24 protein-coding genes are annotated in these 24,804 nt (G+C 69.1%); 6 read left to right on the forward strand and 18 right to left on the reverse strand.

Annotated features, from left to right (window positions below; translation table 11 throughout):
- The first annotated feature begins 64 nt into the window (after positions 1-64).
- Positions 65-1,234, forward strand: coding sequence for a 4-hydroxybenzoate 3-monooxygenase (gene pobA / locus HCC78_RS12390; RefSeq protein WP_172329090.1), 1,170 nt, complete (start codon positions 65-67; stop codon positions 1,232-1,234).
- Positions 1,235-1,913: 679 nt separating this feature from the next.
- On the opposite strand, the gene HCC78_RS12395 is transcribed toward pobA, so the two are convergent.
- From HCC78_RS12395 to ltnD, 7 genes are all read right to left on the reverse strand, one after another.
- Positions 1,914-3,311 carry a GntP family permease gene (locus HCC78_RS12395; RefSeq protein ID WP_216671133.1) on the reverse strand — a complete coding sequence of 466 codons (1,398 nt, stop codon included), beginning with the start codon at positions 3,309-3,311 and terminating at the stop codon, positions 1,914-1,916.
- A gap of 151 nt (positions 3,312-3,462) precedes the next feature.
- The gene (denD, locus tag HCC78_RS12400) at positions 3,463-4,431 is read right to left on the reverse strand and encodes a D-erythronate dehydrogenase (RefSeq protein WP_172329091.1); all 969 of its coding nucleotides are present in this window, start codon (positions 4,429-4,431) and stop codon (positions 3,463-3,465) included.
- On the reverse strand, positions 4,428-5,243 hold the full coding sequence (locus HCC78_RS12405; RefSeq protein ID WP_172329092.1) for a DeoR/GlpR family DNA-binding transcription regulator: 816 nt from the start codon (positions 5,241-5,243) through the stop codon (positions 4,428-4,430). Before HCC78_RS12405 ends, denD begins: the two co-directional genes overlap by 4 nt.
- A gap of 3 nt (positions 5,244-5,246) precedes the next feature.
- Positions 5,247-6,038 carry a 2-oxo-tetronate isomerase gene (otnI, locus tag HCC78_RS12410; RefSeq protein WP_172329093.1) on the reverse strand — a complete coding sequence of 264 codons (792 nt, stop codon included), beginning with the start codon at positions 6,036-6,038 and terminating at the stop codon, positions 5,247-5,249.
- Between the two features lies 1 nt (position 6,039).
- Positions 6,040-6,675 (reverse strand): aldolase, encoded by a 636-nt coding sequence (locus tag HCC78_RS12415; RefSeq protein WP_172329094.1) that lies wholly within the window; start codon positions 6,673-6,675, stop codon positions 6,040-6,042.
- Positions 6,672-7,976, reverse strand: coding sequence for a 3-oxo-tetronate kinase (gene otnK / locus HCC78_RS12420; protein WP_172329095.1), 1,305 nt, complete (start codon positions 7,974-7,976; stop codon positions 6,672-6,674). Before otnK ends, HCC78_RS12415 begins: the two co-directional genes overlap by 4 nt.
- A 3-nt stretch (positions 7,977-7,979) precedes the next feature.
- Complete coding sequence (gene ltnD / locus HCC78_RS12425) at positions 7,980-8,888, reverse strand: L-threonate dehydrogenase (protein WP_172329096.1); 909 nt, start codon at positions 8,886-8,888, stop codon at positions 7,980-7,982.
- Positions 8,889-9,205: 317 nt separating this feature from the next.
- Between ltnD and HCC78_RS12430 the strand changes: the two genes are divergently transcribed.
- Positions 9,206-10,147 (forward strand): 2-hydroxyacid dehydrogenase, encoded by a 942-nt coding sequence (locus HCC78_RS12430; protein WP_172329097.1) that lies wholly within the window; start codon positions 9,206-9,208, stop codon positions 10,145-10,147.
- A gap of 6 nt (positions 10,148-10,153) precedes the next feature.
- On the opposite strand, the gene HCC78_RS12435 is transcribed toward HCC78_RS12430, so the two are convergent.
- The 6 genes from HCC78_RS12435 to HCC78_RS12460 are packed head-to-tail and all read right to left on the reverse strand — an operon-like array spanning position 10,154 to position 15,985.
- Positions 10,154-10,891 carry an SDR family NAD(P)-dependent oxidoreductase gene (locus HCC78_RS12435; protein ID WP_371743822.1) on the reverse strand — a complete coding sequence of 246 codons (738 nt, stop codon included), beginning with the start codon at positions 10,889-10,891 and terminating at the stop codon, positions 10,154-10,156.
- A complete protein-coding gene (locus tag HCC78_RS12440) occupies positions 10,888-12,030 on the reverse strand; it encodes a fumarylacetoacetate hydrolase family protein (RefSeq protein WP_172329099.1) in 1,143 nt (380 codons plus the stop codon). Before HCC78_RS12440 ends, HCC78_RS12435 begins: the two co-directional genes overlap by 4 nt.
- Positions 12,031-12,040: 10 nt before the next feature.
- Positions 12,041-13,417 (reverse strand): FAD-binding oxidoreductase, encoded by a 1,377-nt coding sequence (locus HCC78_RS12445; protein ID WP_172329100.1) that lies wholly within the window; start codon positions 13,415-13,417, stop codon positions 12,041-12,043.
- Positions 13,417-14,334 carry a dihydrodipicolinate synthase family protein gene (locus tag HCC78_RS12450; protein ID WP_172329101.1) on the reverse strand — a complete coding sequence of 306 codons (918 nt, stop codon included), beginning with the start codon at positions 14,332-14,334 and terminating at the stop codon, positions 13,417-13,419. Before HCC78_RS12450 ends, HCC78_RS12445 begins: the two co-directional genes overlap by 1 nt.
- A complete protein-coding gene (locus HCC78_RS12455; protein ID WP_172329102.1) occupies positions 14,331-14,954 on the reverse strand; it encodes a LysE family translocator in 624 nt (207 codons plus the stop codon). The genes HCC78_RS12450 and HCC78_RS12455 overlap by 4 nt, the downstream gene beginning before the upstream one ends.
- Complete coding sequence (locus HCC78_RS12460; RefSeq protein ID WP_172329103.1) at positions 14,951-15,985, reverse strand: L-idonate 5-dehydrogenase; 1,035 nt, start codon at positions 15,983-15,985, stop codon at positions 14,951-14,953. The genes HCC78_RS12455 and HCC78_RS12460 overlap by 4 nt, the downstream gene beginning before the upstream one ends.
- A gap of 128 nt (positions 15,986-16,113) precedes the next feature.
- On the opposite strand from HCC78_RS12460, the gene HCC78_RS12465 reads away from it, so the two are divergent.
- Complete coding sequence (locus tag HCC78_RS12465; protein ID WP_172329104.1) at positions 16,114-16,875, forward strand: SDR family oxidoreductase; 762 nt, start codon at positions 16,114-16,116, stop codon at positions 16,873-16,875.
- Positions 16,876-16,895: 20 nt separating this feature from the next.
- Positions 16,896-17,813 (forward strand): NAD(P)-dependent oxidoreductase, encoded by a 918-nt coding sequence (locus HCC78_RS12470; RefSeq protein ID WP_172329105.1) that lies wholly within the window; start codon positions 16,896-16,898, stop codon positions 17,811-17,813.
- 395 nt (positions 17,814-18,208) lie between these two features.
- Here the strand turns inward: HCC78_RS12470 and HCC78_RS12475 are convergent, their stop codons facing one another.
- Genes HCC78_RS12475 through HCC78_RS12485 form a run of 3 tightly spaced genes read right to left on the reverse strand, consistent with a single transcriptional unit; the run spans position 18,209 to position 19,966 of the window.
- Positions 18,209-18,904, reverse strand: coding sequence for an RraA family protein (locus HCC78_RS12475; protein WP_172329106.1), 696 nt, complete (start codon positions 18,902-18,904; stop codon positions 18,209-18,211).
- Positions 18,905-18,914: 10 nt separating this feature from the next.
- Positions 18,915-19,244, reverse strand: a complete 330-nt coding sequence (locus HCC78_RS12480; RefSeq protein ID WP_172329107.1) for an AzlD domain-containing protein — start codon at positions 19,242-19,244, stop codon at positions 18,915-18,917.
- Positions 19,241-19,966 (reverse strand): AzlC family ABC transporter permease, encoded by a 726-nt coding sequence (locus tag HCC78_RS12485; RefSeq protein WP_172329108.1) that lies wholly within the window; start codon positions 19,964-19,966, stop codon positions 19,241-19,243. The genes HCC78_RS12480 and HCC78_RS12485 overlap by 4 nt, the downstream gene beginning before the upstream one ends.
- Before the next feature lie 134 nt (positions 19,967-20,100).
- On the opposite strand from HCC78_RS12485, the gene HCC78_RS12490 reads away from it, so the two are divergent.
- Positions 20,101-21,882 (forward strand): IlvD/Edd family dehydratase, encoded by a 1,782-nt coding sequence (locus HCC78_RS12490; protein WP_172329109.1) that lies wholly within the window; start codon positions 20,101-20,103, stop codon positions 21,880-21,882.
- Positions 21,883-21,892: 10 nt separating this feature from the next.
- Positions 21,893-22,627, forward strand: coding sequence for an SDR family oxidoreductase (locus HCC78_RS12495; protein ID WP_172329110.1), 735 nt, complete (start codon positions 21,893-21,895; stop codon positions 22,625-22,627).
- A 545-nt stretch (positions 22,628-23,172) separates the two neighbouring features.
- On the opposite strand, the gene HCC78_RS12500 is transcribed toward HCC78_RS12495, so the two are convergent.
- Both HCC78_RS12500 and HCC78_RS12505 read right to left on the reverse strand, forming a co-directional pair.
- Entirely contained in the window at positions 23,173-24,069 is an 897-nt protein-coding gene (locus HCC78_RS12500) for a DMT family transporter (RefSeq protein ID WP_371743823.1), read from the reverse strand.
- Positions 24,066-24,791: an SDR family oxidoreductase gene (locus HCC78_RS12505; protein WP_172329111.1), complete on the reverse strand. Its 726-nt coding sequence runs from the start codon at positions 24,789-24,791 to the stop codon at positions 24,066-24,068. Before HCC78_RS12505 ends, HCC78_RS12500 begins: the two co-directional genes overlap by 4 nt.
- Positions 24,792-24,804: the final 13 nt, after the last annotated feature.

Raw genomic sequence — 24,804 nt, forward strand, 5'->3', positions numbered from 1 at the left:
TGCCCGTCCATTCCCGCGGCGCCTGCGCGGGCGTATCCATACATCCGAACAGGAGGAGACCACCATGGATACCCAAGTCGCCATCATCGGAGGCGGGCCGTCGGGCCTGCTGCTGTCGCAGCTTCTGAACAAGGCCGGCATTTCGACGATCGTTCTCGAACGCTCGACCCGCGAGCACGTGCTGTCGCGCATCCGCGCGGGCATCCTCGAATGGGGCACCGTGGAAATGCTGCGCAAGGCGGGCGTCAACCTGCGGATGGAAAGCGAAGGCTTCCCGCATGACGGCTGCTACATGACCGACGAGGACCTGATGGTCCATATCGACTTCAAGGAACTGACCGGCAAGCAGGTCATGGTCTATGGCCAGACCGAGGTCACCGCCGACCTCTATGCCGCGCAGGACGCGATGGGCACGCAGATCATCCACGAGGTGGAGGACGTGAAGATCCTCGATCTCGACCAGGAGGAAGCCGCGGTCGAATACACGCTGAAGGGCGAACGCAAGCGGATCACCTGCGCCTACGTGGCAGGCTGCGACGGCTTCCACGGCGTCAGCCGAAAGACCATCCCGGAGGAGAAGCGCCGCGAATTCGAGCGTGTCTATCCCTTCGGCTGGCTCGGCATCCTCAGCGAGACCCCGCCCTGCAATGACGAGCTGATCTACTGCAATTCGCCGCGCGGCTTCGCGCTGGCGTCGATGCGCAACGCGAAGCTCTCGCGCTACTACATCCAGGTGCCGCTGACCGACAAGGTCGAGGACTGGAGCGACGAGGCCTTCTGGGAGGAACTCAAGAGCCGCCTGCCCTCGGAAACGGCCGCCAAGATGCAGACCGGCCCGTCGATCGAGAAATCCATCGCGCCGCTGCGGAGCTTCGTCAGCGAGCCGCTGCGCTGGGGCCGCCTGTTCCTCGTCGGCGATGCCGCGCATATCGTGCCGCCGACCGGCGCCAAGGGGCTGAACCTCGCTGCCTCCGACGTGCACTACCTGCACGAGGCGCTGGTGGACGCGCTGACCAAGGGCGACATGACCGGCATCGACACCTATTCCGAGGTCGCGCTGAAGCGGATCTGGAAGGCGATGCGCTTCTCCTGGTCGATGACGACGATGATGCACCGCTTCGACGGCGAGGACGAGTTCGCGGGCGCGATGCGGCGCTCCACGCTGGAGCATCTGGCCTCGTCCGAGACCGCGCGCAGGGAACTTGCCGAGAACTATATCGGCCTGCCCTATTGATCCTCCTGCACCAGCAGGACAAGCGGTCCCGTTCCGGCCGGAGCGGGACCGCTGGCGTTTCCGGCGCCCCGCAACCGCCCGGATCAGCTTGGCCTGGCTCGTCGGCTTGAACGGTGCCCGGCAGCACTGGGGCCCGCATCCTGCCGGGACGTCTGCGTCGGCATGGCCCGCCCGATGGGCGGCAGCCTTTTCCCGCCGGGTTCCCGACCAAATCGGCGCAGCGCTCCGCCGCAAGTCCAGGACCGTTTCCGTGGCTCCGCCTCCGGGCGGTGCCCGCCGCAGCCTTGCCGCCGAAACCGCACTGTCCGCGCGCGACCATGAAGGTGCGCCGTTCCCGTCGACATGTCGGGCCCTCTGCCGCGATCCGCTGGAACCGCCCATGGAACGCCTTGAGCGACGCCTTGCAACCGGCCGGGAACCCGCCTTCCCGGCTGATCTCCTGACGCAGCCATGGTCGCCAACGGGCTGGCAAAGCCCTCCATGCCTCAGCTCCTGCTCCTCGGGCCGGCAGGACAGATAGCCGGCGTCGCAGCCCGGCACTCTCCTGCGTCGGCGCGATGGCCGGCGGGCCAGCCGCCCTCGACGGGCCTCGGGGCCGAAACGCCGACCCGGCCCGCGCAAGGAAAAAGCCGGGCCATCCGTGGGATGGCCCGGCTCCTGTCCGCCGTTTCCGGCTGGATCAGCCGAAGAGCGCGTTGCAGATCAGCAGCATCACCAGCGCCGACGCCCAGGCCAGCGTGGTCGGCACCGACCACAGCAGCATCTGGTGCTTGGCGTTCTTCACGCCGAGCATGCGGTTGATCACCCAGAAGTAGCTGTCGTTGAAATAGCCGAAGACCATCGAACCGATCGCCGCCGCCTGCGCCGCGAAGACCATGTTCACGTCGGGCATCGCCATCAGGATCGGCGCAGAGATCGAGGCGCCGGTGATCATCGCCACCGTGCCCGAGCCCTGGATCAGCCGCACCAGGGAGGAGATGACGAAGGGGATCAGGATCGCCGGGATCGGCAGTTCCGCCACCGAGGCGCCGATCACGTCGCCCGCGCCCGAGGCCCTGAGCACCGCGCCGAGCGCGCCGCCCGCACCGGTCACCAGCAGGATGATGCCCGCGCTTTCGACGCCCTGCTCCATGTAGGAGATCGCGTCGCTGCGCGGCACGTCCGGGATCAGCGTGTAGACGGCGACCAGCAGGCCCAGGCCCACGGCGATGACCGGGTTGCCGATGAAGGAGAAGAACTGGACGAGGAAGGCATTCGCCATCTCGGGATCGCCCGACATCTTGACCGCGAAGGTGGCCAGGGTGTTGAGGAAGATCAGCACGATCGGCAGGACCAGCGGCAGGATCGACAGGAACAGCGAGGGCAGCTCCTTCTGGCGTTCCTCGGCGGCATGCTCGAATTCGCGGTAGGCGGCGCCGATGTCCTCGCCGGTGTCGTCGAGGATCATCTTCTCCAGCTTCGGCCCCATGAAGCGGCCGTAGAAGACCAGCACGGCCATGCCCGGGATGGTGAAGATCACGCCCCAGAAGATCATCAGGCCGATATCGACGTCATAGATGCCGGCAACGCCCAGCGGGCCGGGGGTCGGCGGCACGGCATGGTGGGTCAGCATCAGGCCGCCCGCCAGCGAAATGCCCAGCGTCAGCAGCGACAGGCCGGTAGAACGCGCCAGTGCCTTGATCAGCGGCGTCAGGATGACGAAGGCAGAGTCGCAAAAGATCGGGATCGACACGACATAGCCCGTCAGGACCATCGCCCAGTCCTCGCGCTTCTTGCCGACCCAGCGGATCAGCGTGTAGGCCATCTGCTCGGCCGCGCCGGAGATTTCCAGCACGCGGCCCATCATCACGCCGAAGCCGATGACGAGGCCGATGGTCGACAGCGTGCTGCCGAAGCCGGTGGTGATCGCCTTGATGACGTCGGCGGGCAGCATGCCGCCGATCAGGCCCGCGATCGAGGCGGCGATGATCAGCGCCACGACCGCGTGGACCTTGGTCTTCACCACCAGGAAGATGAGCAGGACGATGGCGAAGACCAGACCTGCGATCAGCTGGAACTCCATTCCGGGTTCTGCCATGAGTGTTCCTCCGTTTGCGCCCGTGCGGGCGTCCCTGATTACGCTGGCCGGGACCGCGCGGAACGCCCGCGCGGGTTGTGCAGAGCCAAAGGGCCAGCCCCCGCCCCCGGCCGGGGCGGCTGACTGCGAGGCTGCAGGTCGGGAAGGCGGATCAGGCGGTGGCGTCTGCCGGGGCCAGCTCCGCAATGTACTGTTTCAGCACGCCGTCGAAATCGCTGTCCGCGGCGAAGCCGAGCGCCAGCGGGCGGCTGACGTCGAAGGCGCCGGGCCAGCTGCAGACGATGTCGATGATCCGCTGCTCGGAGGTCAGCGCGACGCGGGCGCGGGCGTCGCTGCCGCCCAGCCGTTCGAGGCTGTCGAGCATCTCCGCAGGCGTCACCGTGATGCCCGGCAGGTTCAGCACGCGGTTCAGGCCGAGAGCCGCGCCGTCGATGCCGCCTGCCAGCACGAGGTTCTGGATGGCGAGGTCCGGCGAGGAAATCCACAGCCGCGTGTCGAGCGGCACCGGGCATTCGGACGCCTCGCCGTTCAGCGGCTCGCGCAGGATGCCGGAGACGAAGGAAGACGCAGCCGAGTTCGGCTTGCCCGGGCGCACCGAAATGGTCGGCAGACGGCAGGTGATGCCGTCGACGAAGCCCTTGCGGCTGTATTCGCTGACCAGCAGCTCGCCGATCGCCTTGCCGCAGCCATAGGAGGATTGCGGCATGGTCGCCATGGTTTCCGGGACCACCTCGGGCATCTCGCCGCCGAACACCGCCAGCGACGAGGTGAAGATGAAGCGCGGCGGCGTCGACAGCTTGCGGCATTCCTCGAGGATCAGGCGCGTCGCGTCCACGTTGATGTGCAGCCCGGTGTCGAACTCCGCCTCGGACTGGCCGGAAAGCACGGCGGCGAGGTGGTAGATCACGTCCGGCCCCTGCGACAGCGCCTCGGCCACGTCGGCGGCGTCGTCGATCGAGCCCGCGACGCTGGAGACGCGGGCATCGGCCACCGGGCAGGCCACGCGGTCGAGCGAGACGATGGAAGTCACCGCCCGGCCTTCGCCGAAGCCCTGCTCCAGCAGTTTCGAGATCAGGCGGCTGCCGAGGAAGCCGGCGCCGCCGGTCACGACGATCTTCATGTCACTTTTCCCTTGTTCACAGGAGCGTCCATCCGCGGCACGGCCTGCGGCGCGTCGGCGAGGATGACGTCCAAACCCATGTTCCGGATGGCCTCGGCCACGCCGGGATCGATCAGCCGGTCGGTCACGACCGTGTCGAAGACCTCCATCGGCAGGATGTTGATTGCCGCGATCACCCCGTATTTCGAGGAATCCGACACGAAGACCGAGCGGCGGGCGCGCCCGACCACGGCCTTCTTCACCGGCCGCTTCGCCTCGGAGGGCGAGGACAGGCCGGTGATCGTCCAGGAGGAGGTCGAGATGAAGGCGATGTCGTAGTTGAACCGCGCCAGCGTCTCGGAGGCGGCCTCGCCGATGCAGGACTGGTTGTCCCGCTCCACGAGCCCGCCGGAATGGTAGAGCGTGCAGCGCGAATGCTGCGAAAGGTAGGCGCAGACGACGAAATCGTTGGTCACGACCGTCAGCCCCTCGCGGTCCGCGATGCCGCGGGCGATTTCCAGCGTGGTCGTCCCGGCGTCGAGATAGACCACCATGCCGTCCTTCACCAGCGCGGCCGCCGCCCGCCCGACGGCCTGCTTCTCGCCCGTGTTGATGCCGCTCTTCTGCAGGTGCGGCAGCTCGGTCTCCAGCCGCTGGCTGAGCCGCACCCCGCCGGAGACCGAGGTCACCCGTCCGGTGCGTTCCAGCGACTGGATGTCCCGCCGCACCGTCATGTGCGACACGCCCAGCCGTTCCGTCAGCTCGGCAATGCTCACCACGTCCCGCTCGGCGAGGCAGGACAGGATGAAATGCTGGCGTTCGGCGGGGATCATGGATCAGGCGGCCTTCTTCGGCAGGTAGGGCGCCGCCCAGCCGAGACCGTCCTCGGTCCTGCCGCGCGGGTTGTACTCGCAGCCGAGGTAGCCGGAGAAGCCGGTGCGGTCGAAGGCCTCGAAGATCGCGGCATAGTTCAGCTCGCCCTCGTCGGGCTCGTGCCGGTCGGGCACGCCCGCGATCTGGACATGGCCATAGGCGCCCTTGAGCCGCTCGATCCGGCGGATGATGTCGCCGTCCATGATCTGCGCGTGGTAGACGTCGAACTGCAGGAAGACGTTCTTGCGCTCCAGCTTGCCGATCAGTTCCAGCGTCGGGTCCTGGTGCGCGATGAAATAGCCCGGCATGTCGCGCGAGTTCAGCGGTTCGATGGAGATGTCGAGCCCGGCATTGGCAGCCTGGTCGGCGGCCTTGCGCATGTTCTCGATCCAGATCGCCTCGCAGGCGGCCATGTCGGGCTCGTCCTTGGTGATGCCGGACATGACATGGATGCGCGGGCAGCCCAGCCCGGTGGCGTAGTCGATCGCCTGGGTGATAGAGGCGTCGAATTCCGACGTCTTCGACGGGCGGGCGGCAAAGCCGCGCTCGCCCCCGGCCCAGTCGCCGGCGAAGGCGTTGATCAGCGTCAGGCCCAGGCCGTTGCGGTCGAGCCGCGCCTTCACCTCGGCAATGGCGTGGTCATAGGGGAAGAGGAACTCGACGGCTTCGAAGCCCGCGGCGCCCGCCCGGTCGAACCGGTCGAGGAAGGGGGCGTCGGTGAACAGCATCGACAGGTTTGCGGCAAGGCGCGTCATCTCAGTATCCTCCGCCCAGTTCGGCGATCTCGTCTTCGGTCAGGTAGTGCAGCTTCTCTCCCTTGAGCAGGAACAGCAGCTTCGCCGTCTCCTCCAGCTCCTCGGCATTGTTCACCGCGTCGTCGATGTCCTTGCCCAGCACCACGACCCCGTGGGACGCCAGCAGGAAAGCCTGCACCTTGTGCTTTGCCGCGGCCTCGGCGAGGTCCTCGCCGATCTGCGCGGAGCCGGGGCGGTAGTACGGGATCACCGGCATGTAGCCGATGCGCATCACGTAATAGGGCGTGAAGGGGCGCATCGCGTTGCCGCGCGGCAGGTCTTCAAGGCAGCTCAGCGCCGTCAGGTAGGTCGAATGCAGGTGCACGATGGCGCCCGCGTCGGGACGGACCTCGTAGAGCTTGCGGTGGAAGGCGAATTCCTTCGAGGGTTTCGGGCCCGGCTTCGGCTCGCCGTCGGCGCCGATCACCGTCAGGTTCCCTGCATCGAGCCGGCCGAGGCAGCTGCCGGTCGGCGTGACGAGGAAGCCGCCCTCGTCGGAACGCACCGAAACGTTGCCCGCGCCGCCGACCGAGTATCCCCGGTCGAACAGGCTCTTGCACAGGAGCACCATGCGCTCCGCCTTCTGTGCGTCGTTCATGCTTGCGTCTCCATGGCTGCGGCACGGACGTCATCGGGCTGGCAGTCGAGGAAGAACCCCTCGGCACCGAAATTCCCGGATTTCAGCGCCAGCGACAGCGGCCGGTCCACGGCGCGGACCCAGGGCACGCCCGGCGCGATCTGCGGACCGATGGCGAAGCCGGTGACCTCCAGAGCCTGGGTGACGGAGCCGGAGGTCTCGCCGCCGGCCACCACGAAGCGGGCGATGCCGCCCTCGGCCAGCTTGCGGGTCGCAGCGGCAAAAGCATGCTCGACCGCCTCGGAGGCTGCCGATCCGTGCTTGGCCTGGACCGCCTTCAGCACCTCGGGGCTGGCCGTCGCGGTGATCATCGGCGCGGGGATGCCCGCGCCATGCGGCTGTTCCAGCGCCCAGGCGGCGAGCTCCGCGCCATAGCCCTCGGCATCGGCGAGGCAGCGCTCAACGTCGACGTCGAAGGCCGGGGCGATCTTGCGGTAGGCCGCAACCTGCTTGTTGGTCATCACCGAGCAGGAGCCCGAGATCACCACGCCGCGGCCCGCGAGCGGCGCGCCCGCTTCGGCGGCGGCCTTGCCCAGTTCCTCGATCCGGCCGGGGGCGTCGGAGGCCACGGCCCGCGCGATCCCGGCGCCGAGGCCCGAGCCGCCGGTGACCAGCTTCATCTCGGCCACGGCCTCGCCCAGCACGTCGAGATGGGCATCGGTGACGGCATCGAGCACGACATAGGAGATGCCCGCGGCGCGCAGCCGCTCGATCTCGGCCTTCACCGCTTCCGCGCCCTGCTCGATCGTGGTCACGGTGACGACGCCCGAACGGCCCTTGGACTGGCCGTCCATCAGGCGCATCAGGTTGGAGTCCGTCATCGGCGTGATCGGATGGTTGCGCATCCCCGACTCTTCCAGCAGCTCGTCGCCGACGAAGAGATAGCCCTTGTAGATCGACCGGCCGTTGACCGGCAGCGCCGGGCAGATGACGGTGATGTCGGTGCCGAGCGCTTCCATCAGGGCGTCCGCCACCGGGCCGATATTGCCCTTCGCGGTAGAGTCGAAGGTGGAGCAGTATTTCTGGAAAATCTGCTTGCAGCCGATCGACTGCAGCCACTCCAGCGCGGCGAGGCTGTCGGCAATCGCCTCCGCCGCCGGGTTCGAACGCGACTTCAGCGACACGACCACCGCGTCGCCCTCGATCTGGGTGCCCGCCTCGGGCACGCCGATCATCTGCGTGGTGGCCAGCCCGTTCGCCACGAGGAAGCCCGCGATGTCGGTCGCGCCGGTGAAATCATCCGCGATGACGCCGATCAGCATGTCTCAGCCCTCCTTCTTCGGCAGCTCGATGCCCGAGAAGGTCTTGATGACCGCGCTGTCGTCCTCGCTGCCATGGCCCATGTTGGAAGCCTCCTGGAACATTGCGAAGGCGGTGGAGGCCAGCGGCAGAGGGAATTTCAGGCTGCGCCCCGTTTCGGTGACGAGGCCCAGATCCTTGACGAAGATGTCGACCGCGGACATCGGCGTGTAGTCGCCCTCGACCACGTGCTTCATGCGGTTCTCGAACATCCAGGAGTTGCCCGCCGCGTTGGTCACGACGTCATACATGGTGCCCAGCGGGATGCCCGCGCGCGCGGCCATCGCCATTGCCTCGGCCCCGGCGGCGATATGCACGCCCGCCAGAAGCTGGTGGATGACCTTGACCATCGCGCCCTGGCCGATTTCCGGACCGATGTTGTAGACCTTGACCGCGACCGCATCGAGCACCGGGGCCAGCGCGTCGAAGGCTGCCTGCGATCCGGAGGCCATGACGGTCATCTCGCCCGCCGCCGCCTTGGCCGCCCCGCCCGAGACCGGCGCATCGAGCATCGTCACGCCCATCGCCTCCAGCTCCGCGGCCAGCGCCTTGGCATCCTCGGCCGACTGGGTGCAGCTGACCATGACGGCGCCGCCCTTTTTCACCTTGGTGGCCGCGCCGGTCTCGCCCAGCAGCACCATGCGGGCCTGTGCGGCGTTCACGACCAGCACGATCATCGCGTCGAACTCGCCCTCGAACTCGGCAACCGAAGCTCCGACGGCCTCGGCACCGGCGGCTGCGAATTCGGCGCGGCGCGCGTCGGAGAGGTCGATGCCGCAGGTGGCGATCCCGGCTTTCACGCAGGACAGCGCGGCGCCCATTCCCATCGATCCCAGGCCGACGACGCAAGCGCGGTATCCGGAAGGCACGTCCATGTCTTTTTCTCCACCAGTGGCTGATTGGTTCGGCACAGGAGATAACACAAATTTCACCATTGCAAAGATTTTTTAACAGTTCTTCACATGCTGTCACGCATTTGCTCACATGAACGCCAATTCAGGCCATGTTTAACAAATGCTTGCAGGTTGACGTGAATATCTGTGACGACCGTTCCACCTGCACGGACTGGCGCGCCCGCGCCGCCACCTGCGAATCCGCGGCCAGGGCCGGAGAGTCTTGAAAATGGTATACCATTTCGGATAGTGCTGTTCCTGCCGCGCCTCGCGCGGGCCATGGCAACGGAGGAAACCCCATGAGCGATGCTGTCCTGCTGATCTGCGGCCCTTTCACCGACGAGGAGCGCAGCCGTCTCGAAGCCGCCCACCCTTCGGCAGCGGCCGCCTCGCCGGCGGAGATTGCCGCCCTGCCCGGCGCGCTCCGCGCCGGGATCCGCGCGGTCGCCTACAAGGGCCATGCGCCGTTCGGCGGCGGCGAGATGGACGCCCTGCCTGCGCTCGGCCTGATCGCGAATTACGGCGTCGGCTATGACGCGATCGACGTCGCCGCAGCTTCGGCGCGTGGCGCGAAGGTCACCAACACGCCCGGCGTGCTGAACGACGATGTCGCCGATCTGGCACTGGGCATGATGCTGTCGCTGTCGCGCGACCTGGAGGAGGGCGCGCGGCTGGTGCGGTCCGGCGAATGGGCGCAGCGGGCGCTGCCCCTGAACCGCAAGTTCTCGGGCGGCAAGGCGGGGATCGTCGGGCTGGGCCGGATCGGGCGCGAGATCGCCGACCGGCTGGCCGCCTTCAAGATGGAGATCCACTATCATTCGCGCAGCGAGAAGGACACTCCCGGCTGGACCTGGCATGCCGATCCGGTGGCGCTGGCGGCCGAGGTCGACTGGCTTGTGGTCGCGCTGGTCGGCGGCCCGGAGACCGAAAACTACATCGGCGCAGCGGCCCTGGCGGCGCTGGGGCCGGAGGGCGTGGTGGTCAACATCTCGCGCGGCAGCACGGTGGACGAGGGCGCGCTGCTCGATGCGCTGGAGGCCGGCACGATCCGCGGCGCGGCGCTCGACGTATTCCTGAACGAGCCTGACATCGATCCGCGCTTCCGCAGCCTGTCCAATGCCGTGCTCCAGCCGCACCAGGGCTCGGGCACGGTCGAGACGCGCCGCGCCATGCTTGGGCTGCAGCTGGCCAACGTGACCGCCTTCCTTGCGGGCAAGCCGCTGGAAACGCCGGTGAACTGAGCGCGCCTAGAGCGCGCCCGCATCCACCATCAGATCGGCCGCGGTGACCATCTTCGCCGCGTCCGAGGCAAGGAACAGCACCGCCGCCGCCAGATCGCCGGGCTGCAGCAGATCCGGCAGGCACTGCTTCTGCCGCAGCGCGTCCAGCTTCTCCGGCGTCACCCACAGGTCCTTCTGCCGCTCGGTCATCACCCAGCCCGGCACCACCGTGTTGACGCGGATCCGGTGGGCGCCAAGTTCGCGCGCCATGGTCCGGGTCAGGCCGTGCAGCGCCGCCTTCGCCGTGCCGTAGACCGGCAGGCGCGGCGTGCCCTGGATCCAGGACCCCGAGCCAATGTTGACGATCGAGCCGCCGCCCGCCGCGATCATCCCCGGCGCGACCGCCTGGATCGCGAAGAACTGGTGGCGCAGGTTGGTGGCGATGCGTTCGTCCCAGTAGTCCGGCGTGACCTCGGCCCAGTCGTGCCGGTCGTCCCGCGCCGCGTTGTTGACCAGCACGGTGGCGGGACCGCAGCGTTCGGCCATCCGCGCGATGGCGGCCTTCAGCGCCCCGATGTCGCGCAGGTCGCAGGGCTCGAAGGCGGCGCCGGTCTCCGCTGCCAGCGCCGTGCCCGCCTCCCGGTCGAAATCGAGGAAGCCGGCCGCCGCGCCCTCGGCGGCAAAGGCGCGCACGATGGCCGCGCCGATGCCCGAGGCGCCGCCGGTGACGAGCACGCTGCGCCCGGCCAGCCCGGACGCTGTCACAGCAGCCCCCTGCCCGCGAGGTTGCGCATCAGCGCCGCCGTCCCGAAGGTCCATTCCGGGCAGTCGGTCGACAGCCGCACGGTGTTGCGCAGCGCGCCGAGCTTCGGCTCGGAGATCGTCACCACGTCGCCCTGCTTGTGGGTGAAGCCCTGGCCCGGCGCGTCGCGGTCCTGCACCGGCGCGAAGAGCGTGCCGAGGAACAGGAAGAACCCATCCGGATACTGGTGGTGGCGCCCGATGGTCTGGGCAACCAGGTCCGCCGGCCTGCGGCTGATCTTCGACATCGAGGAATGGCCGTCCAGCACGAAGCCGTCTTCGCCCTCGACCTTCAGGTCCAGCTCGGCGGTCTCGACATCGGCCATCGAGAAGCTGCCGTCGAAGAGCCGCAGGAACGGCCCGATGGCGCAGGAGGCGTTGTTGTCCTTGGCCTTGCCGAGCAGCAGTGCCGAGCGGCCCTCGACATCGCGCAGGTTGACGTCGTTGCCGAGCGTGGCGCCCAGGATGCGGCCGCGGCTCGACACGGCCAGCACGATCTCGGGCTCGGGATTGTTCCAGGTCGACACCGGGTGCAGCCCGACATCGGCGCCCCAGCCCACCGCGCTCATCGGCTGCGCCTTGGAGAACACCTCGGCATCCGGGCCGATGCCGACCTCCAGGTATTGCGACCAGAGACCCTCGGACTGCAGGACCCGCTTGACTTCCGCCGCCGCCGCCGAGCCCGGCTCGATCCCCGACAGGCTGTCGCCGATCACGGCACCGACCTTGGCGCGGATCTCCTGCGCCCGGTCCGCATTGCCGGCCGCCTGTTCCTCGATCACGCGCTCGACCATCGACTCGGCGAATGTCACGCCGCAGGCCTTGACCGCCTGCAGGTCCGGCGGCGCCAGCAGCCGCAGATCGTCCGTGCCGGCCGCACCGGCGGCGAGATCGTCCAGCGTGCAGACGGTTTCGCCCGTCGCCGCGCGGACATGGGCGGCCGGATCGTCAAGCTCCAGCAGGTCGCGCATGGTGGGCGCCTCGCGCGAGGTGATGTCCACGACCTCGCCGCCGCGCAGCGCGACCAGCGCCGGGCCGATGCCCGGACGCCAGATCCGGCCGGCGAAGATGGCGGAAGGATCGGGATTGGAAAAGGGCAGCATGGAGCCTCCGTCAGACGTCTTCCGGCAGGATCTTGCCGGGATTGAGGATGTTCTGCGGGTCGAACCCCGCCTTGATGGCGCGCATGAAGCCCAGGGCCGGTCCGTGCTCGGCCTTCATGAACTTGATCTTTCCCTGGCCGATGCCGTGCTCGCCGGAGACCGTGCCGCCGAGCGCCAGCGCCTGCCGCGCCAGCCCATCGGTGAAGACATGGACCTGGGCCACCTCCCCGGGGTCGTCCGGATCGAACCGGACCGAGCAGTGGAAATTGCCGTCGCCGACATGGCCGACGATGGTCGCCACCAGCCCCAGCCGCGCCAGGTCGGCCTGCGCGCCGGTGACCGCCTCGGCCAGGCGCGAGATCGGCACGCAGACATCGGTGCTGACCGTGCGCTTGCCCGGTTCCAGCGTGGCGGTCGCGTAATGGGCGTTGTGGCGCATCTTCCACAGCGCGTTGCGCTCTTCCGCGCGGTCGGTCCAGCGGAAGGCCTCCGCGCCGAATTCCTCGGCAATCGCGCCGAAGCTTTCCGCCTGTTCGCGCACGCCCGAAGGCGAGCCGTGGAACTCGACGAAGAGATGCGGCTTCTCGGGCAGGCCCGCATCGGCCAGGTTGTTGAAGCCGCGCACCATCATCTCGTCGGCGAATTCTATGCGCGCCATCGGAATGCCCGACTGGATGGTCAGGATCACGCAGTTCACCGCATCCTCGACGCTGTCGAAGCGGCAGGTGGCCGCGGAGACGGCCTCGGGGATGCCCTGAAGCCGGACCGTCAGCTCGGTGATGATGCCGAGCGTGCCCTCGGAGCCGATCAGCAGATGCGCCAGGTCGTAGCCGGTGGAGGACTTGCGCGCCCGGCTGCCCGCGCGGATCACCGTGCCGTCGGCCATCACCGCCTCCAGCGCCAGCACGTTCTCGCGCATCGTGCCGTAGCGCACGGCGGTCGTGCCGCTGGCCCGCGTCGCCGCCATGCCCCCCAGCGACGCATTCGCGCCGGGATCGACCGGGAAGAACAGCCCCGTCGCGCGCAGCTCCTCGTTCAGGCCCTCGCGGGTCAGCCCCGGCTGCACCACCGCGTTCAGGTCCTCGGCATTCACCGCCAGAACCCGGGCCATCCGGCCCATGTCCAGACTGATCCCGCCGCGCACCGCCAGATGGTGGCCTTCCAGCGAGGTGCCCGCACCAAAGGCCGTGACCGGGCAGCCATGGGCATTGCAGGCCTTCAGGATGGCCGACACCTCGCCGGTGCTTTCGGGGAAGGCCACGGCATCCGGCAGGGTTTCGGGAAACCAGGTCTCGTTGCCGCCATGGGCGGCGCGCAGCGCCTGCGAGGTGGCAAGCCGGTCGCCCAGGACCGGCTGCAATTCGGCGATGGCTTCTGCGACGCCCATCATTTGCCCCAGCGCAGGACCATGGGATCGAGCGGGCGGAGCAGCTCGATCAGCATGGCGCGGGTGTCGGGGTGCAGCGGCGCGATCGGGTGGCGCGAGAACTCGGACCTGATCACCCCGCCCTCCACCATCGCCGCCTTGCAGGAGCGGAAGCCGCATTGCCGGTTCTCGTGGTTCACCGCGGGCAGGACGCGGGCATAGCCGTCGATCGCCGCCTGCCGGTTGCCCGCCAGAAAGTCGCGGACGATGGGGCCGATCAGGTCGGGAATCATCCCCGAGGTCATCGTGCCGGTGCAGCCCGCATCGAGATCGGCGAGCAGCGTGATCGCCTCCTCGCCGTCGAACGGCCCCTCGATCGCATCGCCGCCCTCCGCGATCAGCGCGCGCAGCTTGGCCGCCGCCTGCGGGCATTCGATCTTGAAGAGCTTGAGCATCTCGATCTCGCGCGCCATCCTGACGAGCAGCGGGACCGGCAGGTTGACGCCGGAGAGCGGCGCGTCCTGCACCATGATCGGAATGCCGACCTCGCCCACGGCGGCGAACTGCTCGAAGGTCTGCTCGGGCGTCCCCTTCATCAGCGCGCCGTGATAGGGCGGCATCATCATCACGATGGAGGCGCCGCAATCCTTGGCGAGCTGCGCGCGCTCCACGGCGATCTGCGTGGCGTAATGGCTGATCGTGACGATCACCGGCACCCGGCCGGCGACGTGCTCGAGGCAGAGCCGGGTCAGCGTCTCGCGCTCGGCATCCGAGATCAGGAACTGCTCGGAGAAGTTGGCGAGGATGCAGATGCCGTCGACCCCCATGTCGACCAGGCAGTCGAGCACGCGCTTCATCCCCTCGAGGTCGAGCGTGCCGTCATCGTGGAACGGCGTCGGCGCCACCGGCCAGATGCCGGCATATGCGGTTGCGGTCATGGAGTTCCTCCCGGTTCGGCGGACGTGCTGCCGCCCATGGAAAACAGCGCCAGGGCGACGACGGCGATCATCGCCGCGGCCATGGCCAGGTTGATCCGGCGATGCGCCCGCTCGGGAAGATCCAGCCGGTGGAGCACGCCCCCCGCCCAGAGCCAGCCCAAATGCAGGGGCAGCCAGATCGCGTTGAAGATCAGGATTTTCGTGACGGTCTCGAACAGCAGGCTGTCGGGCGCATAGGGGAAGCCGGTGAACAGCGTCGTGCTCACCACATAGGCCTTGGGGTTCACCGCCTGCAGCAGGATCCCGTCGCGCAGGCCCGGCGCGCGGTCGGCCTCGCCGAAGGCCAGCCGCTTGCCCGCCGCGGCGATGCGCAGCGCCAGCCAGGCAAGGTAGCACGCCGACACCGCCAGCAGCACGCCGCGCACCACCGGCGCGGCGAGGATCACCGCCGCCAGCCCCGTGATCACCGCCGCGATCACCAGGTTGTTGCCCAGGTTCAGCCCCGCCACGTAGCGCAGCCCGGCGCGGAATCCGAAGGCCGCCCCCACCCCCGCGCAGGACAGCACCCCCGGTCCCGGGGTCGCGATCAGCAGGAAGACGGCGGCGGCGAAGGCGATCATCCGGCGAAGTCCAGCTGCACCTTCATCGCGCGGCTCTTGTCCGAGGCGGTCTCGAAGGCCGCGCCGAACTCTGCCAGCGGCATCGTGTCGGTCAGCAGGAAGCCCGGATCGATCCGTCCGTCCCGCATCATCGCGACCGCCACGGCGAACTCCTCGTGGAACCGGAAGGATCCGCGGATCTCCAGCTCCTTGGCGATGACGGGCAGGATCGGCAGGGTCATTTCTCCCGACATGCCGAGCTGGACGATCACGCCGCGCGGCGCCAGCGCGCCGATTCCGGCAGCCAGGGCCGCGGCCGCGCCAGAACATTCGAAGAGCACGTCGAAGCTGCCCTTGCCGCGGCTGTCCTCCGCCAGCGCGTCCCGGTCGGCGGCGGTGTTCAGCAGCCGCGCCGCCCCGGCCTGTTCCGCGAAGCCGAGCGCCCGGTCGGCGACATCGACCGCGGTGATCTCTCCGGCGCCCGCGGCACGGGCGGCGAGGATGGCGAGCACCCCGATCGGCCCGCAGCCGGTGACCAGCACGCGGCGGCCCAGGAGGTCCCCCGCCCGCCGCACGGCGTGCAGCGCGACCGAAAGCGGCTCGGCCATGGCGGCGCGGGCGGCGTCCAGCCCCCCGGCCGGAACGCATTGCGACGCCAGCGCCACGATTTCCTGCCGGAAGGCGCCCTGGATATGCGGGAAGGGCATGGCCGAGCCGTAGAATCGCATGTTCTCGCACTGGTTCGGCAGGCCCTTCAGGCAATGGCGGCAGGCACCGCAGGGACGCGAGGGCGAGACCGCCACCAGGTCGCCGGCCGCCAGCCCGGAAACGCCCGCGCCCAGTTCCGCGACCTCGGCCGCGATTTCGTGGCCCAGGATCATCGGCTCGCGCAGCGTGACCGCGCCGAAGCCGCCATGGTTGTAGTAGTGCAGGTCCGATCCGCAGATCCCGCCGCGGCGGACCCGCAGCAGGACCTCGCCCGGCCCGGGCGGCCCGGCCTCGCAGTCCGCCAGCCGCAGATCCCTCGCCCCGTGGGCATAGAGCGCCTTCATGTCCGTCCTCCCGTGCCGCCCGCTCCTCTGCAGGCATGCGCCATGCGCCCTTGCATCGGGCGCTAAATGGTATACCATTTTCTAGGCACAACAGCCGCGGCTTGTCAAAAGCCATTACGGGAGGGGACATGAAACTCTTTGATCTGAGCGGGCGCCGGGCGCTCGTGACCGGGTCCTCCATGGGGATCGGGATGGCGCTGGCGCGCGGCCTGGCCGAGGCCGGGGCCGCGCTGGTCCTGAACGCGCGCAATGCCGAACGCCTGGAGGAGGCCGCAGGGACCCTGCGCGCCGAAGGCCACGAGGTCGCGACGCTGCCCTTCGACGTGACCCATCACGAGGGCGTCCGCGCTGCGGTGGACGGGTTCGAGGAGGCCGTCGGACCGATCGACATCCTCGTCAACAATGCCGGGATGCAGCACCGCACGCCGCTCCAGGACTTCCCCGCGGACGCGTTCGAGCGGCTGCTGCAGACCAACATCGCCTCGGTCTTCCATGTCGGCCAGGCCTGCGCGCGGCACATGATCTCCCGCGGCGAGGGGCGGATCATCAACATCGCCAGCGTGCAGACCGCGCTGGCCCGGCCGGGCATCGCGCCCTACACCGCGACCAAAGGGGCGGTGGCGAACCTGACCAAGGGCATGGCGACCGACTGGGCGCCGCTGGGGCTGAACTGCAACGCCATCGCGCCGGGCTATTTCGACACGCCGCTGAACGCCGCGCTGGTCGCGGATCCCGAGTTCAGCGCCTGGCTTGCGAAGCGCACGCCGCAGGGCCGCTGGGGCAGGATCGAGGAACTGGTCGGCGCCGCCGTCTTCCTGTCCGCCCCGGCCTCGAGCTTCGTCAACGGCCACACCCTCTTCGTCGACGGCGGCATCACCGCCTGCCTGTGAACCCGCGGAAGGAGACCCCCATGAGCGGCAAGGAAACCATCGGCTTCATCGGCGTCGGTCCGATGGGCCACGGCATGGCCTCGAACATCCTGAAGGCGGGCCATCCGCTGGTGGTCAAGGGCAACCGCAACCGCGCGCCGGTGGAGGACCTGCTGGCGCAGGGCGCCACCGAGGCCGCCAGCCCGCGCGCGATGGCGGAGGCCTGCAGCATCGTCCATCTCTGCCTGTCGAACAGCGACCAGGTGGAGGCGGCGGTCCGCGGCGCGGACGGCATCCTCGCCTCCGGGCGCGCGGGACTGACGGTAATCGACTGCTCCACCTCGAATCCAGTCTCGACCGCGGCGCTGGCGGCGGAGCTGGAGGCGGCGGGCATGGTGCTGGTCGACGCGCCGCTGGGCCGCACTCCGAAGGAGGCCGAGGCCGGCACGCTGGACGCGATGGTCGGCGCCTCTGACGAGGTCTTCGCCCGCGTGAAGCCGGTCATCGAGTGCTGGGCAGGAAACATCAGCCATGTCGGCCCGACCGGCGCGGGCCACAAGATGAAGCTGGTGATGAACTTCATCTCGATGGGCTATGCCGCGCTCTACGGCGAGGCGGTGGTGATGGCGGCCAAGGTCGGGCTGCCGCCCGCGGCGGTGCGGCAGGTGATCGGCTCGTCGCGGCTGTCGAACGGCTTCTTCGAGACCTTCATGAAATACGCCGTCGACCGCGACCGCAATGCCCATGTCTTCTCGATCGCCAACGCCTCGAAGGACGTGCGCTATGCAGCGGCGATGGCGGCGGATGCGGATGTCGTCAACATCATGGGCGCGGCAGTGAAGCACTATTTCACGCATGCCGAGGCAACCGGACGCGGGGCGGACTACGTGCCGATGATGACAGACATCATCGGCGCGCTGAACGGCGTGGACATGGAGTCCGAGGCCTCCAAGTGCTAGCCGCCGCGGCCCTCCCGAAGTCCCGGCTGGGCGATCGCCGGAACCGCGGGCGGGGACGGCGCGCCCTCGCCGGGAGGAATGCCGCACCGGGGCGCCCGGACTTCCGGCGCGGAGGCGCCGCGCAGGGCCCGTGCCCGTCCGCGGTCCGGCAGCGGCATGGCGGCGAAGGCCCGTCCGCGGCACCCGGCCCGCTCTGCTTGTCCTGCCGGAACCGTCGGCAGCGGCCATCCACGACGGTGTGCCCTGCCAACTGCAGCCTTTCCGGGCAGGACCGCACCGGCTCTGCGGATGGCGCGCCGGGCCTGCCTTGCCGGGGCAGGACGGCGGCCCCCACGGCATCCTTTCGCAAGCGCCGGCAGGGCGGCCCCCGCCAGCGCCCGGGATAGGCGGATCCGCTAGATCCAGACGGTCTGCGGCCCGTCGATGATGTGGTCGATGGCGGCAAGCGAGGTCGCGCCGGCCTCGACCGCGGCCTCGGTCCCGGCCTCCAGTTCCTTCACCGATTCCAGCGCCGCGATCGCCGCGTCGATCCGGTCGAAGGGCACCACCACCACGCCGTCCCGGTCGGCGACGATCATGTCGCCGGTTTCCACCTGGCGGCCGCCGATCATCAGCGGCCCGCCGACCTTGCCCGGCCCCTTCGCCGAGGGCGAGGCCGGGTTCAGCCCGCTGCACCAGACCGGCAGCCCGACCCCGATCAGCGCCGCGTAGTCGCGCAGCGGCCCGTCCGTGATGAAGCCCGCGGCCCCGGCATTGCGGGTCATGCCGACCACCAGGTCGCCGGCCGCCGCGCAGCCCTGGTAGCCGCCCACCCCGGCCATCAGGATGTCGCCCGGCTGCAGCACGCGCAGCGCCGCCACCGTCGCCAGCAGGTCGCCCGCCCAGTTCTCGGCGGTGAGCGCCGGCCCGACGGCATGGGCGGGAATGTCGCGGCCCAGCCCGGGCGGCGCGATCGCGGTGTCGAGCGTGCCGGTGCCGCCCATCGCATCCGCGACGAAACTGGCGGGCACCCCGCGGAAGGCGTCGATCTGCGCCTGGGCCGGGCGGCGGACCGGGCGGCGGATGGTCAGGAGCGGCGGGGTTTCCAGCATGTCGTTCTCCTCAGAACAGGGTCTCCAGGGCGCGCAATCCATAGAAGGCGCCCATTCCGGCAAGGATCGCGCCGATCACGCTGATCCTCATTCCGGCTGCGAAAGCGATAGCCCCCGCAGCCACTCGGATCCAGTCGGTCTGGCCGCCGGTCGCGGCGGGCCAGAGCAGCATCGGCGTCACCAGCGCCGGAAAGACCGAAATGCCGACATAGCGCAGGTGCAGGAGCAGCCATTCCGGCAGTTCGCTGCGGCCGAGAAAGCCGAGGAAGGAAAACCGGATCAGGAAGGTGCCGGCGCCCAGCAGGACGGTCAGCAGCCAGAAATCGCCCGTTTCGATCATGCGGCGGCCCTCCGCTTCAGCCAGAGTTCCGTCTGCACCCCGGCCACCATCGCGGCGAGCGCGGCAGCGAAGAGCCCCAGCGACCAGGGCAGCCCGTGGAACAGGATCGCCGCCGCCACCGAGACACAGGCCGCCGCCACATGCGCGGCGCTGCGCAAGAGCGGCGCGGAAAGCGCGATGAAGCAGACGGGGGCGGCGAAATCGAGCTCCAGCGAGGCCGGGACCAAGTTGCCCGCAAGCGCGCCGACCAGGGTGAAGCCGTACCAGAACGGGCAGATCAGCATCATGCAGCCCATGTAGTAGGCGACCTTCTCGGCGCGGGACATGCCGGGCTCGTCCTCGTAGGTGCGCGCGGCCACGGCAAAGGCCTGGTCGACCATCAGATAGGCCATCAGCGCGCGCATCCCCAGCGGCGCATGGCCCAGATGCGGCACCAGCGCGGCGGAATACATCGCCATGCGCAGGTTCACCACCAGCGCGGCGGCCAGCGCGGCGAAGACCGGCGCCTGGTCCTGCAGCAGCGCGACGGCGGTGAACTGCGAGGCCCCGGCGATCACTAGCACCGCCATGGACATGGTCTGCAGCACGTCCAGACCGGCATCGCGCGCGACCACGCCGAACAGCATCGAGAAGGGCACGACGATCAGGATGAAGGGCGCGCAGTCCCTGTAGCCGCGCCAGAAGGCACGGCCGGGCTGCCCGCCTGCAGCGGATTGGGTCATGGACTCGACGCTCCTCCCAAAGGCCAAATTTGTCCCTTGCTTTTTGGTATACCATTTCGCATGACTGTCAAAGGCGGAGAGTTGCCGGAGCGCGGAAAATGCGCCGGCCCCGCCGGTCCGGAGGAGACAGCGACATGGGCGACACCCGCGCCAACAAGCGATTCCGCTCGCAGGAATGGTTCGACAACCCAAACAATCCCGGCATGACGGCACTCTATGTCGAGCGCTACCAGAACCAGGGATTCACCCGCGGCGAGCTGCAGGGCGACCGCCCCGTCATCGGCATCGCCCAGACCGGAAGCGACCTCGCGCCCTGCAACAAGATCCACATCTTCCTGATGGACCGGATCAAGGCGGGCATCCGCGACGCGGGCGGCATCCCGATGGAATTCCCGGTCCATCCGATCCAGGAAACCGGCAAGCGGCCCACGGCGGCGCTCGACCGCAACCTGTCCTATCTGGGCCTCGTCGAGGTGCTGCACGGCTATCCGATCGACGGCGTCGTGCTGACCACCGGCTGCGACAAGACCACGCCCGCGATGCTGATGGGCGCGGCCACAGTCGACATTCCGGCGATCGCGCTCAATGGCGGGCCGATGCTGGACGGCTGGTGGAAGGGCAAGCGTGCGGGCTCGGGCACGATCATCTGGGAAAGCCGCCGGCTGCTGGCCGAGGGCGAGATCGACTATGACGAGTTCATGAGCCGGGTCTGCGCCTCCGCGCCCTCGCTCGGGCATTGCAACACGATGGGCACCGCCTCGACGATGAACGCCATGGCCGAGGCGCTCGGGATGACGCTGACCGGCAGCTCGGCGATTCCGGCGCCGTTCCGCGAGCGGATGAACATGGCCTACGAGACCGGCAAGCGCATCGTCGGCATGGTCCTCGAGGATCTGAAGCCGTCGGACATCATGACCCGCGCGGCCTTCGAGAATGCCATCAAGGTGAACTCGGCCATCGGCGGGTCCACGAACGCGCCGCCGCACCTGCAGGCCATCGCCCGCCATGTCGGCGTCGAGCTGCATGTCACCGACTGGCAGACCGTCGGCTATGACGTGCCCCTTCTGGTGAACATGCAGCCCGCCGGGACCTATCTGGGCGAAAGCTTCTTCCGCGCGGGCGGCGTGCCTGCGGTGATGGGCGAGATGCGCAAGGCCGGGCTGCTCCATGACGGCGCGATGACGGCCTCGGGCAAGACCGTGGCCGAGGCGCTGGAGGGCTGGGAAAGCCAGGATCCGGACGTCATCCTCACCGTGGCAGAGCCGCTGCGCCCGCATGCCGGGTTCAAGGTGCTCTCGGGCAATCTCTTCGATTCGGCGCTGATGAAGACCAGCGTGATCTCCGAGGATTTCCGCGCCCGCTACCTGTCCGAACCGGGCAGCGAGGGCATCTACGAGGCCCGCGCCGTGGTCTTCGAAGGGCCGGAGGACTACCACGACCGGATCAACGATCCGTCCCTTGGCATCGACGACCGGACGATCCTGTTCATCCGCGGCGTCGGCTGCGTCGGCTATCCCGGCTCGGCGGAGGTGGTGAACATGCAGCCGCCGGATGCGGTGCTGAAGCAGGGCATCCACCACCTGCCCACCGTCGGCGACGGGCGGCAGTCGGGCACTTCGGAAAGCCCCTCGATCCTCAACGCCTCGCCCGAGGCAGTGGTCGGCGGTGGGCTCGCCCATCTGAGGACCGGCGACACGGTGCGGCTCGACCTCAATGCCAGCCGCATGGATGCGCTTGTCGAGCCCGGGGAATGGCAGGCGCGCATCGACGCCTGGGAAGCTCCCGAGATCCGCAGCCAGACGCCCTGGCAGGAAATCTACCGCCGCCATGTCGGACAGCTGGCCGATGGCGGCTGCCTGGAGCTGGCGACGGCCTACCAGAAGGTCCGCAACGACCTGCCGCGCGACAACCACTGAGGAACGAGACATGCCATCCATCATCATCACCGGTGCCGGCAGCGGCATCGGCCGTGCCACCGCCCGCGCCTTCCTGGAGGCCGGCTGGGACGTGGCTCTGGCCGGGCGCCGCAGGGAAACTCTGGAGGAAACCGCCGGTGGCCATGGCAAGGCGCTGATCCTGCCCTGCGACGTGACCGACGAGGCCTCGACCGACGCGGCTTTCGACGGCGCGGCGGCGCAATGGGGCCATCTCGACGCGCTCTTCAACAATGCCGGCGTCTCGCTGAAGGGCGCGCCGATCGACGAGATTCCGGTCGATGACTGGCGCAACCTGATCGACGTGAACCTGACCGGCGCCTTCATCGCGGCGCGCGCGGCCTTCCGGATCATGCGGCACCAGGACCCGCAGGGCGGGCGGATCATCAACAACGGATCGGTCTCGGCCTATGTCCCGCGCTGGGGCTCGGCGGCCTACACGGCGTCGAAGCACGCGGTGCTGGGCCTGACCAAGACGGTCTCGCTCGACGGGCGGCCCTTCAACATCGCCTGCGGCCAGATCGACATCGGCAACACCCTGACCGACATGGCCGAGAAGATGACCAAGGGCGTGCCGCAGGCCGACGGTTCCATCGCGGTGGAGCCGGTGATGGATGTCTCGAACGTGGCGAAATCGGTGCTTCACATGGCGTCGCTGCCGCTCGAGGCAAATGTCCAGGTCATGACGGTAATGGCCACCGCCATGCCCTATGTCGGCCGGGGCTGAGGACCGTTCATCGGGCCCTCCTCCCGGAGGCTATGAGCGGGCGGTCCCAAGGCGGCGTGGATTTCCGGGGGACCGCCGGTCGCCCGGGACGGGCTCGGAGAGCGGAGCGCCACGCGCCGGCCTCCGTGCCCCCGGACTCCGGTCCTGCGCTTGCATCGAGACGGGCCGCCTCAGCCAGGTCCGGCAATCCTGCGTCGGCCGGTTCGCCCTCCGATGGGGAACTGGATAGGACCTCAGCGCATCGACCGGCCGCACGGCAAGCTGCGCGCGCAGGCAGCAGGGGCCGCCAAGCCGGATCGCTACGCGAGCCTTTGCGCATTACCCTGGCGGGGGCGCCATCGAGCGCCCGCCGACGGAACGCCGAGGCAGAACCTGACAGGCACCACGCGCGGGGGGGGGCTGCGCCAGGAGTACGGGACGCACGCCCCGGGCGCTGTCGGCTCCGCCGCGCGGCAGCCCATTGCGGGACGCCCGCCGGACACCGTTTCACGGCCATTGCGGACCCGGCGGTCTTTCCGTGCCTCGGGCGCGCGACCCCTGGCTGTTCAGCCCCCGCGCCGTGCCGCGCGCTCGCGCTGGATGATGTACCAGCTGGATCCCGCGATGATCGCTCCGCCCAGCAGCGTCCATTGCGTCGGCCAGGTGCCGAAGACGAGGATGCCGGCAATCGCCGCCTCGACGATCTGCACATAGACCACCGGCGCGAGGATCGAGGCATCGGCGTAGCGGTGCGCCACCGTCGCCAGCGTATGCGCCGTGCCGCCGAAGACCCCGACCAGCACCAGAACCACCCCGGTCCCCGCGGCCTCCGGCCAGGACCAGTGCGCCAGCGCGAAGGGCGCGAAGGCGAGGCTGGCCAGTCCCGCGCTCCAGACCTGGCTGGTCGCGGTGCTTTCCGCCCCGGCGATCATCCGCGTGATGATGAAATAGCACGACGCCGAAAGCATCGCGCCGACCGACAGGAACACCGCCGGATCGAACTCCGCCCCCCAGGGCTGGACCACCACCATCACGCCGAAGAACCCGGTGCAGACCGCCGCCAGCCGCCGGATGCCGACCTTCTCGCCGAGGATCGGGATCGCCAGCAGCGTCACAGCGATGGGACCGGCGAACATGATCGTCGTGGTCATGGTGATCGGCAGGAACTGCAGCGCGGCGAAGTTGCAGCAGGTGCTGGTCAGCAGCGCGGCGGAGCGCAGGAACTGCAGCACCGGCCTGCGCGACCGCAGCACCGACGTCCCCTCGCGCGGCAGGAACCAGCCGAGCGCCAGCACCAGCGCAACCGCGTAGCGCATGAACACGATCTGCACGACCGGCACCCCGGCGAGCAGAAGCCACTTCGCCGAGGTGTCGATGCAGGTCATGAACGTCACCCCGACCGCCATCAGGATGACGCCGAGAAGCGTGCGCTCCTCCTTGGGGGCGACGATGGCCGGGCTCACGCCGCGGCCCAGCCGCCGTCGATCACATGCGCCTGGCCGGTGGTAAATTTAGACTCGTCGGACCCGAGATAGACCGCCAGATGCGCGATTTCCTCCGGCGTGCCGATCCGGCCCATCGGCTGGCGGGCGACGAAAGCCTTCATCGCGCCCTCGTAATCGCCGGTGGCGCGCAGCCGCTCGTGCAGCGACGGGCTGTCGACGGTGCCAGGGCAGATGCAGTTCGCCCGCACGCCCTTGGTCACGTAGTCCACCGCGACCGACTTGGTCATGCCGATCACCGCCGCCTTGGACGCGCCGTAGATGAACCGGCCCGGCGCCGCGATGATGGAGCTGGCCACCGACGACACGTTGATGATCGAGCCGCCGCCGCGCTCGACCATGCCGGGCAGCGCTGCCTGCATCGCGTGGAACTGCGCCCGCACGTTCAGCCCGAAGGCGAAGTCGAAATCGGCATCCGTCGCCTCGGCGATGCTGCCCGCATGCACGAAGCCCGCGCAGTTCATCAGGATGTCCGGTGCCGCCGCCCGGACCGCCGCAGCCAGCGCCGCCTTGTCGAGCACGTCGAGCGCGAAGGCATGGGCAACCTCCAGACCCTCCAGCAGCTCCGGCTTCAGGTCGGTTGCCGTCACCTCGGCGCCTTCCGCGGCGAAGGCCGCGGCCACCGCCCGGCCGATCCCCTGCCCCGCCGCCGTGACGAAGGCCTTCTTGCCTGCAAGTCTCATGGGTGTCTCCTCG

The sequence above is a fragment of the Mangrovicoccus sp. HB161399 genome, assembly GCF_013184745.1.
Taxonomy (GTDB): Bacteria; Pseudomonadota; Alphaproteobacteria; order Rhodobacterales; family Rhodobacteraceae; genus Mangrovicoccus.